The organism is Leisingera sp. ABD4_442, assembly GCF_056160905.1.
In genome coordinates this window covers 1-14,339 of sequence record NZ_JBSWYB010000059.1, presented here as the reverse complement: position 1 = coordinate 14,339, position 14,339 = coordinate 1, and the positions used below count along the sequence as shown (strand labels likewise).

The 14,339-nt window shown below is 63.8% G+C and carries 15 protein-coding genes and 1 riboswitch; of the genes, 13 read left to right on the top strand and 2 right to left on the bottom strand.

Annotated elements, in window-relative coordinates:
- Positions 1-353: 353 nt before the first annotated feature.
- Genes ACXAHG_RS22680 through ACXAHG_RS22660 form a run of 5 tightly spaced genes read left to right on the top strand, consistent with a single transcriptional unit; the run spans position 354 to position 3,487 of the window.
- Positions 354-1,082 (top strand): energy-coupling factor ABC transporter ATP-binding protein, encoded by a 729-nt coding sequence (locus ACXAHG_RS22680; RefSeq protein WP_475045428.1) that lies wholly within the window; start codon positions 354-356, stop codon positions 1,080-1,082.
- Positions 1,057-1,671, top strand: coding sequence for a CbiQ family ECF transporter T component (locus tag ACXAHG_RS22675; RefSeq protein WP_475060983.1), 615 nt, complete (start codon positions 1,057-1,059; stop codon positions 1,669-1,671). Before ACXAHG_RS22680 ends, ACXAHG_RS22675 begins: the two co-directional genes overlap by 26 nt.
- Position 1,672: 1 nt before the next feature.
- Entirely contained in the window at positions 1,673-2,230 is a 558-nt protein-coding gene (locus ACXAHG_RS22670; protein WP_475060980.1) for a biotin transporter BioY, read from the top strand.
- Positions 2,220-2,912 (top strand): nitroreductase, encoded by a 693-nt coding sequence (locus tag ACXAHG_RS22665; RefSeq protein WP_475045433.1) that lies wholly within the window; start codon positions 2,220-2,222, stop codon positions 2,910-2,912. Before ACXAHG_RS22670 ends, ACXAHG_RS22665 begins: the two co-directional genes overlap by 11 nt.
- A complete protein-coding gene (locus tag ACXAHG_RS22660; RefSeq protein WP_475045435.1) occupies positions 2,909-3,487 on the top strand; it encodes a hypothetical protein in 579 nt (192 codons plus the stop codon). Before ACXAHG_RS22665 ends, ACXAHG_RS22660 begins: the two co-directional genes overlap by 4 nt.
- A 2-nt stretch (positions 3,488-3,489) precedes the next feature.
- Here the strand turns inward: ACXAHG_RS22660 and ACXAHG_RS22655 are convergent, their stop codons facing one another.
- Together ACXAHG_RS22655 and ACXAHG_RS22650 are read right to left on the bottom strand one after the other, a co-directional pair.
- Positions 3,490-4,596, bottom strand: coding sequence for a thiolase family protein (locus ACXAHG_RS22655; RefSeq protein ID WP_475045436.1), 1,107 nt, complete (start codon positions 4,594-4,596; stop codon positions 3,490-3,492).
- Positions 4,593-5,756, bottom strand: coding sequence for an AMP-binding protein (locus tag ACXAHG_RS22650; protein WP_475060977.1), 1,164 nt, complete (start codon positions 5,754-5,756; stop codon positions 4,593-4,595). The genes ACXAHG_RS22655 and ACXAHG_RS22650 overlap by 4 nt, the downstream gene beginning before the upstream one ends.
- A 159-nt stretch (positions 5,757-5,915) precedes the next feature.
- Positions 5,916-6,020, top strand: a riboswitch (TPP riboswitch).
- A gap of 47 nt (positions 6,021-6,067) precedes the next feature.
- Between ACXAHG_RS22650 and thiD the strand changes: the two genes are divergently transcribed.
- The 8 genes from thiD to ACXAHG_RS22610 form a co-directional block, all read left to right on the top strand.
- Positions 6,068-6,880 carry a bifunctional hydroxymethylpyrimidine kinase/phosphomethylpyrimidine kinase gene (thiD, locus tag ACXAHG_RS22645; RefSeq protein ID WP_475060975.1) on the top strand — a complete coding sequence of 271 codons (813 nt, stop codon included), beginning with the start codon at positions 6,068-6,070 and terminating at the stop codon, positions 6,878-6,880.
- Between the two features lie 61 nt (positions 6,881-6,941).
- Entirely contained in the window at positions 6,942-7,877 is a 936-nt protein-coding gene (locus tag ACXAHG_RS22640; protein WP_475060972.1) for an ABC transporter substrate-binding protein, read from the top strand.
- Positions 7,874-8,557 carry a thiaminase II gene (tenA, locus tag ACXAHG_RS22635; RefSeq protein WP_475060969.1) on the top strand — a complete coding sequence of 228 codons (684 nt, stop codon included), beginning with the start codon at positions 7,874-7,876 and terminating at the stop codon, positions 8,555-8,557. Before ACXAHG_RS22640 ends, tenA begins: the two co-directional genes overlap by 4 nt.
- Entirely contained in the window at positions 8,554-9,279 is a 726-nt protein-coding gene (locus ACXAHG_RS22630) for an ABC transporter ATP-binding protein (protein ID WP_475060967.1), read from the top strand. Before tenA ends, ACXAHG_RS22630 begins: the two co-directional genes overlap by 4 nt.
- Positions 9,279-9,935, top strand: coding sequence for a TenA family protein (locus ACXAHG_RS22625; RefSeq protein WP_475060965.1), 657 nt, complete (start codon positions 9,279-9,281; stop codon positions 9,933-9,935). The genes ACXAHG_RS22630 and ACXAHG_RS22625 overlap by 1 nt, the downstream gene beginning before the upstream one ends.
- The gene (locus ACXAHG_RS22620) at positions 9,932-10,675 is read left to right on the top strand and encodes an ABC transporter permease (RefSeq protein WP_475060963.1); all 744 of its coding nucleotides are present in this window, start codon (positions 9,932-9,934) and stop codon (positions 10,673-10,675) included. Before ACXAHG_RS22625 ends, ACXAHG_RS22620 begins: the two co-directional genes overlap by 4 nt.
- Positions 10,676-10,921: 246 nt before the next feature.
- Positions 10,922-13,714: a bifunctional aconitate hydratase 2/2-methylisocitrate dehydratase gene (locus ACXAHG_RS22615; RefSeq protein ID WP_475060961.1), complete on the top strand. Its 2,793-nt coding sequence runs from the start codon at positions 10,922-10,924 to the stop codon at positions 13,712-13,714.
- 408 nt (positions 13,715-14,122) lie between these two features.
- Positions 14,123-14,339: hypothetical protein (locus ACXAHG_RS22610; protein ID WP_475060959.1), on the top strand; the 217-nt coding region annotated here is incomplete at its 3' end.

The following is a 14,339-nucleotide window of genomic DNA, read 5'->3' as shown; positions in this document are numbered from 1 at the left end:
GCTTCAGGTGACAGTAGTGGCTTCCCATTCTTCATACTCCATGCAACTCTCTGTATTCGTACAGAATTTGCACTTCGTTTGTGAATCCACCAAAGCGGCATAATATCATCTGTAATCTGTATTATGATAAAACAGAACGATGCCGCCATCTTGCTTCACCTTGCCCCCTATTTCTGCGCAACCAGACGGTGCCGCATTCTGACACGTTTCCTTGAAACCCTGCCCGCGCGCTGCCAGGATTTAAATTTACTTGCACTTTGCATGTTCCCGGTCCATGGCTGCGCGCCAAGGAATTGGCCGGAGCCGCAGCTGCGGTTGCCGGTCCTGACGGAAACCAGGCAAAGGATGCGGCTGTGACCACGCCAAGCCGGATTGAAATTCAAAAGGTGGATTTCTCCATAGAGGGCAAGCAGGTTCTGCGGGACCTCAGCCTGACGCTTGGCGAGCGGCGCATCGGCGTCGTCGGCCGGAACGGTTCCGGCAAGTCGACACTGGCCCGCCTGATCGCGGGTCTGGCGGTGCCGGCATCCGGCACGGTGCGGATCAACGGTAAAAATCTGGCCAAGGACCGGCGCGCGGCACTGAAGGAAGTCGGCATCCTGTTCCAGAACCCGGAACATCAGATCATTTTCCCGACGGTCGGTGAAGAAATCGCCTTTGGCCTGGAACAGCAAGGGCTCAGCAAGACCGAGGCCGCTGCTGCAAGCGCCGCCGTCCTTGAACGGTTTGGGCTGGGCCATTGGCAACAGGCCTACATCAATACCCTGTCGCAGGGCCAGAAGCACCTGGTCTGCCTGATGGCGGTGGTCGCCATGGCGCCCCGGCTGCTGGTGCTGGACGAACCCTTTGCAGGACTGGACATACCGACCAAGGCGCAGCTCAACCGGTATCTCAAGTTCTATCAAGGCACCCTTTTGCACATCACCCACGACCCGTCTGACCTGGCTGGCTACGCGCATCTGGTCTGGATCGACCAGGGCAGCGTCCGGATAGCCGGACCGCAGGAAAACGTGATGGCTGCCTACAAGGACGCAATGCACTGCCAGGGGGATGCCGATGATCTCGCTCACCTCTCCGGTTAGGACACGGGCGCACAGCTGGCCGGCCGGCGCCAAGCTGGCGTCATTGGGAGCGGCAACTTTTGCCCTTTTTCTGATCTCTGATCTGCGGCTGCTTGCGGCTGCCCTTTTGCTGATGGGCGGCCTCTACGCGCTGCCAGGGCTGCAGTTTTTCCGGACCGGGATGGTGCGTTTGCAAGTGCTGTGGCCCTTTCTGGCCATTCTCGCCATCTGGCATGTGGCGACCGCAACTTACAGCGAAGGCGCAGAGATCATAATGCGCCTGCTGACCGCGGTCGGACTTGCCAACCTGGTCACCATGACCACTGCCCTAAGCGAGATGATCGAGGTCATCCGCTGGCTGGCCGCCCCGCTGCGCCGGCTCGGCCTGAACACGCGGGCTCTGGAGCTGGCAATCGCCCTGGTGATCCGCATCCTGCCAACCCTCATCAACAACGGCCAGCGCCTTACTGAGGCCTGGCGCGCCCGCTCGCCGCGCCGTCCCGGCTGGCGGGTGGTTGTCCCTTTCACCCTGCTCGCTCTGGACGATGCCGACCACCTGGCCGAAGCGCTGCGCGCCCGCGGCGGCATCCTGGAAACCAAGGAGACCTGACATGGAACGCAATGTCGTCCTCATCGCGCTGTTCACAGCGCTCATCGCTGCCCTGGGCCTGGTGCCCAAGCTGACCCTGGCCAGCGGCATTCCGATCACCGCGCAAAGCATGGGGATCATGCTGTGCGGAACCGTGCTCGGCGCCAAACGCGGCGCGCTGGCAGTGCTGCTGTTTGTGGTCCTAGTGGCTGCCGGCCTGCCGCTTCTGGCAGGCGGCCGCGGCGGCCTGGGCGTGTTCACCACCCCCTGGGCCGGCTTTTACTACGGCTTCCCGGTTGCGGCCTTTGCTGCCGGTCTGGTGATGGAGAAATGGACATCCGGCAATGTCACCGTCATCGCTGCAGTTGCCGCCGTCGCGGGCGGCATCGGCGCGCTCTACCTGGTGGCGGTCCCCTATTACATGGTGATGAAGCCCGCGGGCCTCGGCGAAGCGCTGCTGACCGCCATGGCGCCTTTCATGCCCGGCGATCTGATCAAGGCGGTTCTGGCCGGCCTGATCACCGGTGCGCTATACAAGGCCCGCCCCTCCAGCGTGCTGTCGCGCGCCTATGCTGCCTGAGTTCGAACAACTCCTGTCAAACCGCCGGTCGGTCCGGGCCTATACCAGCGCCCCGGTCCGCCGCGCCACGGTGGAGCGGATTTGCGCCGCCGCCCGGCAAGCCCCCAGCGGCGCCAATCTGCAGCCCGGCACCTTTCACGTGCTGTCCGGCGCCACCTTGTCTGCGCTGACCGCGGAACTGGCGCAGGCCGCCGCTGAAAACCGCCCTGCGGACAGCGAATATTCCTATTTTCCCAGCCCAATGCCCGCTGAGCTGAAGGACAGGCAGCGCAAGGCCGGATATGCGCTTTATGCTTCCCTCGGCATCGGCCGCCGCGACCTTGCCGGGCGGCGGCAGCAATTTGCCCGCAACTACGCCTTCTTCGGCGCGCCTGTCGGGGTGGTTGCCACAATCGACCGGCGGATGGGCAAAGGGTGTTTCATGGACCTTGGCATGGCCATCATGAGCTTTCTGCTGGCGGCAGAAAGCCACGGTCTCGGGGCTACCGGGATCGGTGCCTTGGCCAACTACGGCCGGCTTGTCCATCGCCATCTTGAACTGCCGAAACAGGAACTTGTGGTCTGCGGCATTGCCCTGGGCCACCCGGATCGCCAGGCCGCAGTCAACCAGTTCCGCACGGAACGGCAGCCGCTGGACGCTTTCACAACCTTCCGCGGCTTTGAAAACGAGGACACCGCATGACCATGGCTTCTGCAGATCCAGGACCGCACCCCGTCACCCGCGCCGAATGCGACGCGGCGCTGCCCGCCATCCTGGCGGCCCCCAAGGACGGCGCGGCAATCGAAACCCTGTGCTTCCGCCCCGGCTATGGCGAGCGTGTCTTCCCTGCCAGCCTCCAGCTGTCGGCAGCCCGCGGCATTGAAGGGGAGCGCTGGCTGAAAGCCCCGTGGCTGACACTGTCCGACGGCAGCCCGGACCCGCGGATCCAGGTGTCTATCCTGCCCAAGCGGGTGGTGGACCTGTGCTGGCGCGACCGCAAGAACACAGTGCATCCAGGCGACACGATCGTCGCGGATCTGGACCTGAGCGAAGCCAGCATGCCTGTTGGCACCCGGCTGCAAATCGGCAGCGCAGTGGTCGAGGTTTCGGATAAGTTCAACACGGCCTGTGTGAAATGGCGCGACCGCTACGGCGCCGAAAGCCTTGCCTGGATCAATCACCGGCCGCACCGTCCCCTGCGCCTGCGCGGCGTGCTGTGCCGGATCGTGGGTGATGGCGAAATCCGCGCCAGCGACCGGATCCGCAAACTGCCCTAGGCTCAGGCCTGCAAAAGCAATGCGCTGCCCAGCCCGCCGGCGGATGCGATGGCCGCAAGGCCGGTGCCGCCGCCCGCCGCCAAGTCGTGGAACAGCCGCACGGCCAGGATCGCGCCCGAAGCCCCGATCGGATGGCCGCGCGCCAGGGAGCCACCGTGCCGGTTGACAATCTCCTGCGGCAGTCCCGCCCCCTGCTGGCAGGCAATGGCTTGAACCGCAAAGGCCTCCATGACCTCCGCCGCGGCAAGATCGCGCGGCGTCAAATCAGCCTGACCAAGCACCGCAGCCACAGCGGGGACCGGTGCGAGACCCGGCTGCGTTGGATCCGCGCCCAGGGTGGCACCAGCCAGCACAGCTGCAGCGGGACCCGGATGCCGCCGGGCGATCTTTTCCGAAACCATCAGCACAAACCCCGCGGCATCCGCAGCAACGGCCATGTTCGCTGCAGTGATGCTGCCGCAAACCGGCCGGGCCCGCGCGCACAGCCGGGGTGCCAGTGCCCGGCTGAAACTATCCTGGCCAAGACCTGCAACCGGGGTGATCTCTGCTGCCAGCCGCGGTCTTGCAGACAGGGCCTTGGCATGGCTGTCCTGCGCCCAGGCGTCCTGGTCATCGCGGCTGATTTTCAGCTGCTGCGCCAGCGCCTCTGCCGCTTCCGCCATGCCAGGGTCGCGGTCCGGCCAGGGGGTAAAGAGCGCCTGATCATAGGCCTCTGGCGGGCGGCCATCGGCAAAGGTGTGCATCCGGACCGGGCGGCGGGAATAGCTTTCGGCACCGCCGGCAATCACCACATCATGCAGCCCAGCACGGATCATCGCATCGCCAAGGATCACCGCATCCAGCCCGCCCGCGCATTGCCGGTCCAGGCTCAGGCCCGCAACACGCTCCGGCAGCCCCGCTGCCAGGGCGGCAATACGGGCAGGATTGCCCCCCGCTCCCAGGGCATTTGCCAGCACCAGCTCGCCTGCCTGCTCCGGTGCCAGGCCTGCCCTGGCCAGCACATCCTTGATCACAGGCGCCGCCAAATCATGCGGCAGACAGGCCCTGAAAGCGCCATTGCGCGGCGCAACCGCGCTGCGGCAGGCAGCGATTATAAAACTCCGGCTCACAGCACCCCCTCCTGCCACATCCGGGCAAGACGCTGCAGGTCCGGCTTCCCGGCCGGCAGCAGCGGCATCCTGTCTGTCTTGCGGATTTCCCGCGGCACAGCAGCGTCTCCCAAGGCAGCCCGGCAGGCCTTGCGCAGTGCGGCCCCGCTGCCGCCGCCCTGCACCACCGCCACGATCCGGTGCCCGCGCAGCGGATCTTCCAGCGCCAGCACCGCCGCAGCAGCAACACCGGGTTCCGCCAGCAGAACTGCCTCGACCGCCTCAGGAAAAACGTTCTGGTCCGCGACCGTCACCATACGGCTGCGCCGCCCCCGCAGGTACAAGTATCCGCCAGCATCCAGCACCCCGATTTCCCCGATTGACAGGAACCCATCGTCCCAGGCCGTCAGATCGCTGCTGCCTCCTTCATAGCCTTCAAACAGATACGGGCTTCTCACCCAGATCTCCCCGGCCTCCCCCGGCGCGCCGCCACCGCCAATCCGCACTTCAACCCCGGGATAGGCCTTGCCCACCGATCCTGGCGGCGTGCTGCCATCTGATACAGAGATGAAACTGGTCTCGGACGCGCCAAAGAACTCCAGCACCTGCGCCCCCGGAAACCGGTCCGCCAGGGCATTGCGCAGGGCCTCATCGAGCTTGCCACCGCCGCACATCACATGCCTGACGCCTTCGAAAACGCCCTTGGCTGCGCCGGTCAGCAGGCGCAGCTGGCTGGGCGTCGCATATAGCACTGTCACCCCGAATTGCCGGACCGCGGCGGCCTGCTGCACTAGGCTTTGCCTGGACAAAACCGCCAGCCCGCACCCCTGATGCAACGCTTCCACTGCCGCATACAGGCTGAGCGAATGCCCCAGATGCCCAAGCACGGCATAGACATCCTGCGGCCCTGCCGCCAGCAGCCGCGCATTGACAGCAAAGCTGGCGCGCCAGCTGGCCGGGCGGCGGCGGATCAGCTTTGGCGCTCCAGTCGAGCCGGAGCTTTCGCAATAGACCCGCTGCTTTTCGCCCGGCCCGTCCTGCAGCGGCCTGGAAGCCTGCGGCCCTGCCCGGAACGGTATTTTGCGGCCGATGCACCTCAACAGCACTTCAACACCCGCAGCCTCTGGCGTCAGGACGCGTGCAGATGGCGCAACTTGAAAACAATCCTCATCTCCTGCCACGGCAGCGCGCTTCCTTTCTGGCCTTCTCCTGCCCGGCGGCCTGCAGCCGGGACGGTGCCATCCAACTGAATTTTTCACCCAATGACCAGCGGTGCGGCTGGAAAAAACGGCGCCATCCCTGCGCGGCGTTGACGGAATGCAGCAGCCTTGTTATCCAGCCTGCAACCGTTGGGGTGCCCCGTTTGGGGCTGAGAGGCGCTGATGCGCTAACCCATCGAACCTGATCCGGGCAATACCGGCGTAGGGAACGGTCTCAAACCTGAAGACGTATTCCGTATGCGGTGCCCTTAATTTTTTTGGGGGGGGTGCCAATGGCCCATATTGCGTTGACTATTGCAGGATCCGACAGCGGCGGCGGCGCCGGGATCCAAGCGGATCTCAAGGCCATGTCGGCGCTGGGGGTGTACGGCGCCAGCGTCATCACCGCAGTTACCGCCCAGAACACCCGCCAGGTCACGGCGGTGCACGGGATCCCGCTGGATGTGGTCGCCGCACAGATCGATGCGGTTCTCAGCGATCTGGATGTGCGGGCCATCAAGATCGGTATGCTGGCCACGCCGCAGATCATCGAAACCGTCGCCACAGCTATCGCAGACTACCCTGGCCCGGTTGTCCTGGACCCGGTAATGGTGGCAAAATCCGGCGACGCCCTGCTGGCGCAGGAAGCCGTGGACACGCTGCGCCGGGAATTGCTGCCGCGCGCAAACTTGCTGACCCCCAACCTGCCGGAGGCCGCAACCCTTCTGAACGAGGCACCCGCAGACAATCCGGACAGGATGGCCGCGCAGGGGCTGGCTCTTTGCCGCACGGGCGCCAAGGCTGTCCTGATGAAAGGCGGCCACAGCACCGGCAGCACCTGCCATGATTTTCTGATCTCGGCTGACGGTGTCATCGCCGAATTCACCGCCCCGCGCCTGCTGACGGCCAACACCCACGGCACCGGCTGCACCCTGTCCTCTGCCATTACCGCGGGCCTTGCCAAAGGCCTAACGCTGGCCCAGGCCGCCACCGAAGCCCACGCCTACCTTCAAGGTGCAATTGCTGCCGCTGACGGGCTTGGGGTGGGCCAAGGCCACGGCCCTGTCCACCACTTCCACCGCCAATGGCCTGCCGCTTGCCGCTGACAGATCCGGCCGGCCAAACACCCTTCGCCCCCCGAATGTGAACACAAAGGAAACGCCTTCCATGAAAAGACTTGCAACCGTACTGGCCCTTCTGGCCGCTACCCCCGCCGCAGCCCAGGACAAGATGACCCTGCTTTTGGACTGGTTCATCAACCCCGATCACGGGCCGGTCATCGTAGCGCAGGAACAGGGGTATTTTGCCGAACAGGGTTTGGAGGTGGAGATCGTGCCGCCTGCAGACCCCTCTGCCCCGCCGCGCCTGGTGGCCGCCGGCCAGGCGGATCTGGCGGTTTCCTATCAGCCGCAACTGCATCTTCAGATCCACGAGGGCCTGCCGCTGAAAAGGGTTGGGACCCTGGTTGCCACCCCGCTCAACTGCCTGCTTGTCCTTGAGGACGGCCCGATCAAATCCCCCGCCGACCTGAAGGGCAAGAAGATCGGCTTCTCTGTTGCCGGGGTCGAAGAGGCTGTCCTGGGAACGGTTCTGGGCAAGCACGGCGTTGCCCTGGACGACGTCGAGATGATCAACGTGAACTTCTCCCTGTCGCCTTCGCTGATGAGCGGCCAAGTCGATGCGGTGATCGGGGCGTACCGTAACTTCGAGCTGAACCAGATGGACATCGAGGGCCGCCCCGGCACCTGCTTTTATATTGAGGAGGAAGGCGTGCCCTCCTATGACGAGCTGATCTATGTTGCCAATCCCGAAACCATGGACGCAGGCAAGGTCGAGCGCTTCCTGGCTGCAACCGAAAAGGCCACCCAGTTCATCGTCAACAACCCGCAGAAAAGCTGGGAAATCTTCTCGGGCACGTCACCTGAACTGCAAGATGAACTGAACGCCCGCGCCTGGGCCGACACCCTGCCCCGCTTTGCGCTGCGCCCGGCCGGGTTTGACGCCGGCCGCTATGAACGGTTCGAGGCGTTCCTTCAAGAAAAAGGCATGATCAGCAGCACCAATGCGGTGGAGGCCATCACCATCGACGTGACCGCGAAATGAGCGCGGCTCCGGATTATGGCCGCGCTTTCGGGCTGATGCGGGCGGCGGCTGGCGATCTGTGGCGCGACTACACCCGCCATGCCTTTGTCGAAGGCCTGCGCGACGGTTCGCTCCCGCGCGAAGCCTTCCTGCACTACCTGCGTCAGGACTACGTGTTCCTGGTCCACTTCTCCCGCGCCTGGGCGCTGGCGGTGGTCAAGGCCGAAACCCACGCGGAAATGCTGGCCGCCTCGGCCACAGTCAACGCGCTGATCAGCGAGGAGATGAAGCTGCATATCAGCATCTGTGCAGAGGCAGGCATCCCGCAGGAGGAACTGTTCGCCACCCCCGAACGCCCCGGCAACCTGGCCTATACCCGCTATGTGCTGGAGGCGGGCTACTCCGGCGATTTCCTGACCCTGCTGGCAGCACTTGCCCCCTGTGTCATGGGGTACGGTGAAATCGGCGCACGGCTGTCTCAGGAAGCAACCAGCGATACCTACAGCGCCTGGATCTGCACCTATGCCGGGGCGGAGTACCAGCAGGTTTGCCTCGATACCGGCGTCCTGCTGGACAGCGCCCTGGAACGGCGGCTAGGGGCAAGCTATGACCAGCTGCCGGTCTGGCAGTCCCTGTGCCGGGCATTCTCCACTGCCACAGAACTTGAGGCCGGGTTCTGGCAGATGGGCCTGGAGCCATGACACCGGCGCCCGGGATCACTGTTGCGGGCAGTGCCAGCATCGGCGGCGCACGGCTGTTTGCGCCGCTGAAACTGGATCTGCCCGCCGGACAGTGGACCTGCCTTCTGGGCGGCTCGGGCACCGGAAAGACAACCCTGCTCCGGCTGATCGCCGGGCTGCAGACAGGGGCGGACTTTAACGGCACGATCTCTGCGTCGGACGGCTCCGATCCCGCCCCGCGCGTGGCCTACATGGCACAAAGCGACCTGCTGCTGCCCTGGGCCACCGTCACCCGGAATATCGCTCTCGGCGCCAGGCTGCGCGGCGGCAAGGGCGACCCTGCCCGTTTGCAGCATCTGCTAGAACGGGTGCAGCTGACAGACCATGCGCACAAGAAACCTGCCGCGTTGTCCGGTGGCCAGCGCCAGCGGGTGGCGCTTGCGCGCACCCTGATGGAAGACAAACCCGTCATCCTGCTGGACGAACCCTTTTCTGCACTGGATGCGCAAACCAGGGCTGACATGCAGGATCTTGCCGCCGAATTGCTGCAGGACCGTACTGTTCTGCTGGTCACCCACGACCCGGGCGAAGCCGCCCGCATGGGCCATTCAATCCAAATCCTGACGGTGCAGGGGCTAACTGATGTTCCCGCCCCGCAAATCCCCCTGCCCCGGCCCGCCGCCGCGCCGCAAGTGATGAAGGTGCAGGCGGGTCTCCTCACACTTCTCAGAAAGGGCCACTGATGAGTATCACCGAACAGCTCCGCGCTGCCTGCCGTGACGATTGGCACGCAGCGACCCGCCATCCCTTCACTTATGCCTTGGCCGATGGCTCACTGGACCGGGACAAGATGGCCGGCTACCTGCAGCAGGATTACCTCTTTATCGAGGGCTTCGTGCGCCTTCTGGCCGCTGCCGTCGCCCATGGCCCCAGCCTGGCCGACGTGGTGCCCGGCGCCCGGTTCCTCGGCCTGATCTGCGGACCGGAAAACACCTATTTTCTGCGCAGCCTCGACGCCTTGGGCGTGCCTACCAGCGGCCAGCAGCCGGCACCGGAAACCCGCGCCTTCCAGGCCCTGATGGACGAGGCCCGCCAGTCCGGCAGCTATACCAACATGCTGGCGGTCCTGGTGGTGGCTGAATGGATCTATCTGGACTGGGCCGCCCCAGTTGAGGACCAGGCCGCGGACCTGCCGTTCTGGCTGGGCGAATGGATCACCCTGCACGCAGGCGAGAGCTTCGCAGGCGTCGTGGCCTACCTCAGGGCACAGCTGGACGCAGCCTACCCCGCCTTGGAACCGGAAGCGCAGGCCGAGGCCACCCGCCTGTTCACCCGCGCGGTGGAACTTGAGCGTGCCTTCTTTGATGCGGCCTGGGCCGGGTTCCCGGTGGCACGATGACAGGCTGGAAGGCCGGCCTCGCCTCAGCCGCCGCTGCGCTCCTGCTGTGGCAGGCGGTGGTCAGCCTGACCGGGCTGCCCCGCTTTATCCTGCCAGGCCCGGCCCTGGTGGCAGAAACCTGGTGGATCCATCGCTGGATCATCGCGGAACACACGGCGGTAACCGCTGCCGAGGTGCTTTTGGGCCTGGTAATCGGTGCCGCCTTGGGCATTGCCACTGCCATCCAGCTGGCGGCATCTCCGGCGGTCCGCACCCTGGTGCAGCCGGTGCTGGTCTTCACCCAGGCGCTGCCAGTCTTTGCCCTGGCCCCTATCCTGACCCTGTGGCTGGGCTACGGTCTGTGGTCGAAAATCGCCATGGCAGTCCTGATCATCTATTTCCCGGTCACCTCTGCCTTTCTGGACGGGCTGATGCGAACCCCGCCAGGGTATCTGGACCTTGCCCGGACCATGCAGGCCAAACCGTCGCGGATTCTATGGCAAATCAGGGTGCCTGCGGCCCTGCCCTCGCTGGCGTCCGGCCTGCGGCTGGCAGCGGTCTATGCGCCCATCGGCGCTGTGATCGGCGAATGGGTCGGCGCCTCGCGCGGGCTTGGATACCTGATGCTGCTGGCTAACGGCCGCGCGAAAACCGACCTGATGTTTGCCGCGATGCTGACACTGGGGGTGTTTTCAATACTCCTTCACCAGGCCGCCGGCCGCTTGCTGCGCCCCCTCAGCCACGATGGCGGCCACGGCTGAACATGCCCGCACCAAGGTCTGCGCGGATTCGTCACGCTTGGATCACACGCCAATCCAGCGATAAAACTGCGAACCCCGAACGCGCAGCGGCACCGGCCGTTCAGATGGGGCATCGTGCCACTGCCAGGGATCTTGCAAAGCCCTCCCGGATGGTATACCGCCGCATACAAACTGAGACCCGGGCCCGTCGGCTGCTTCTGCAACCTGGGCCCCCCATCACCTGAACGCTTACTCGCCGGGATAGCCATGAGCCTTTACACTGACTACTTGAATGAAATCGAAACCCGCAAGGAACAGGGCCTGCACCCTAAGCCCATCGACGACGGCGCCCTGGTGGAAGAGCTCATTGCGCAAATCAAGGATGCCGGCAACGCGCACCGCGCCGACTCGCTAAACTTCCTAATCTACAACACCTTGCCCGGCACCACGAGCGCGGCCGGCGTTAAGGCGAAATTCCTGAAAGAGATCATCCTGGGCGAAGCCGATGTCCCGGAGATCTCCACCTCTTTCGCATTTGAGCTGCTCTCTCACATGAAGGGCGGCCCTTCGGTCGAGGCTCTGCTGGATCTGGCCCTGGGTGATGATGCCGGCATTGCCCGGGACGCAGCAGAGGTCCTGAAAACCCAAGTGTTCCTGTATGAGGCGGACACCGGCCGACTGAAAGCCGCATATGAGGCAGGCAGCAGCATCGCCAAGGATATTCTGGAAAGCTACGCCAAGGCTGAATTCTTCACCAAGCTGCCGGATATCGAAGAAGAAATTCAGGTAGTGACCTATGTGGCCGCCGAGGGCGATGTGTCCACCGATCTGCTGTCGCCCGGCGGACAGGCGCATTCGCGTTCCGACCGCGAGCTGCACGGTAAATGCCTGATGTCCGGAAAGGCGCAGCAGGAAATCGAAGCGCTGAAACTGCAGCACCCCGGCAAACGGGTGATGCTGGTGGCGGAAAAGGGCACCATGGGCGTGGGCTCCTCACGGATGTCCGGTATCAACAACGTGGCGCTGTGGACCGGCAAACAGGCCAGCCCCTATGTGCCCTTCGTCAACATCGCACCGGTTGTCGGCGGCACCAATGGCATCTCGCCGATCTTCCTGACCACCGTGGGCGTGACCGGCGGCATCGGCATCGACCTCAAGAACTGGGTCAAGAAAGTCGACGGCGAAGGCAATCCGATCCTGAACAACGACGACAGCCCCGTCCTAGAGCAGAAATACTCGGTTGAGACCGGCACCGTGCTGACCATCAACAGCAAGGACAAGAAGCTGTACAGCGAAGACGGCTCCAAGGAGCTGGCCGACCTCACCGCCTCCTTCACGCCGCAGAAGGTCGAGTTCATGAAGGCCGGCGGCTCTTATGCGATCGTCTTTGGCAAGAAGCTGCAAAGCTTTTCTGCCGAGGTGCTGGGCGTTGAACCAGCACCGGTTTTTGCCCCGGCCAAGGAAATCACCCACGAAGGCCAGGGCCTGACCGCGGTTGAGAAGATCTTTAACGCCAATGCCCGCGGTGCAACCCCGGGCGCGGTGCTGCACGCAGGCTCTGACGTGCGGGTCAAGGTCAACATTGTCGGCTCTCAGGACACCACCGGGCTGATGACCAGCCAGGAACTGGAAGCGATGGCCGCCACCGTCATCTCACCCTCGGTTGACGGCGCCTATCAGTCCGGCTGCCACACGGCCTCTGTCTGGGACTTGAAAGCACAGGCCAACATACCGCGCCTGATGTCCTTCATGAACAAATTCGGCCTGATCACTGCCCGAGACCCCAAGGGCGAATACCACGCAATGACCGACGTGATCCACAAGGTGCTGAACGACATTACCGTGGATGACTGGGACATCATCATCGGCGGCGACAGCCACACCCGCATGTCCAAGGGCGTGGCCTTCGGCGCCGACTCTGGCACCGTCGCGCTGGCACTGGCAACCGGCGAAGCCACCATGCCGGTCCCGGAATCGGTCAAGGTAACCTTCAAGGGTACCATGGCCGACCACATGGACTTCCGTGACGTCGTGCACGCCACCCAGGCCCAGATGTTGAAGCAGCATGGCGACAACGTCTTCCAGGGCCGTGTCATCGAGGTGCACATCGGCACCCTGCTGGCCGACCAAGCCTTCACCTTTACCGACTGGACAGCAGAGATGAAGGCCAAGGCTTCGATCTGCATCTCCAACGATGAAACCCTGATCGGTTCTCTGGAACTGGCCAAAAACCGCATCCAGATCATGATCGGCAAGGGCATGGACAACGAATCCGGCACGCTGCAGGGGCTGATCGACAAGGCAGACAAGCGCATCGCCGAAATAAAATCTGGTGAAAAACCTGCCCTGACCCCGGACAGCAACGCCAAATACTTTGCCGAAGTTGTCGTTGATCTCGACCAAATCGTGGAACCGATGATCGCCGACCCTGACGTCAACAACGCAGACGTGTCCAAGCGCTACACCCACGACACTATCCGCCCGGTGTCCTTCTACGGCGGAGACAAGAAAGTGGACCTGGGCTTTGTCGGCTCCTGCATGGTGCACAAAGGCGACATGAAAATCGTTGCCCAGATGTTGAAGAACCTGGAGAAGAAATCCGGTAAGGTGGCGTTCAATGCCCCCCTGGTTGTTGCAGCCCCCACCTACAACATCATCGACGAGCTGAAGGAAGAGGGCGACTGGGAAATCCTGCAGCGCTATTCCGGCTTTGAATTCAATGATTTCATGCCGAAAAGCACCGCCCGCACGGAATACGACAACATCCTGTATCTGGAGCGTCCGGGCTGCAACCTCTGCATGGGCAACCAGGAAAAGGCCGCAAAGGGCGATACGGTTCTGGCCACATCTACCCGCCTGTTCCAGGGCCGGGTGGTCGAGGACTCTGCCGAGAAGAAGGGCGAATCCCTGCTCGCCTCAACCCCGGTTGTCGTCCTGTCCGCTATTCTGGGCCGCACCCCCAGCGTGGAGGAATACAAGGAGGCCGTGGAAGGGATCGACCTGACCAAATTCGCCCCGCCGCTGGAAAAGCCTGCCACCACGCGGTCCGTCCACTTCTAAGCCCCAGTGCCTGCCGCCGGGCCTTTCCGGCGTCCAGCATTGTAAGACCCCTGACACACCCCCGCCCGGGGGGTGTGCCTTTTTGCCTGATCTTGCCCCCGGCCCGCCCCCTGCCGGCAGCAAGCGCCACCACGGCCATCAATTTGCCGCAACCCGGCCGCGCGCAGGACGGCAAAGGCCACATTCCAGCCCGCGCGCCCCGGTTTTGCCTGATTTTCGCCATAATTCAACGCAGCCATCGCTGCGCACCTGCAGCGATTGACCACAATTTCAAACCTTTATACGCCGCGCGCAAAAACCCGCTCATGCCGGCAAAAGCCTTGGAATGCCCCAATGGCGTCACGATAGACTCGTGACCGGGCAGTAGATTTCCAAACAACAACAGCCATAGCAAGGAGGACCCTAAGCGTGGCAGGAACAGTGATTCCGGATCCGGTTTTTTCGCAACTTGAGACCCGGCAGTATACAGGCGGCAGAAACGACGTCCTCAGCATCGGCCATTCCGGCGCCCTCGCGCTTGACGCGGCGACAGTTTCGCTGAGCTTTTCGCTGGACCGCTTGCCGGGTGACATGGCGCTGGTGTCCAAGGACGGCAGCGGTGCGGGCGACGGCGATTTCACGCTCT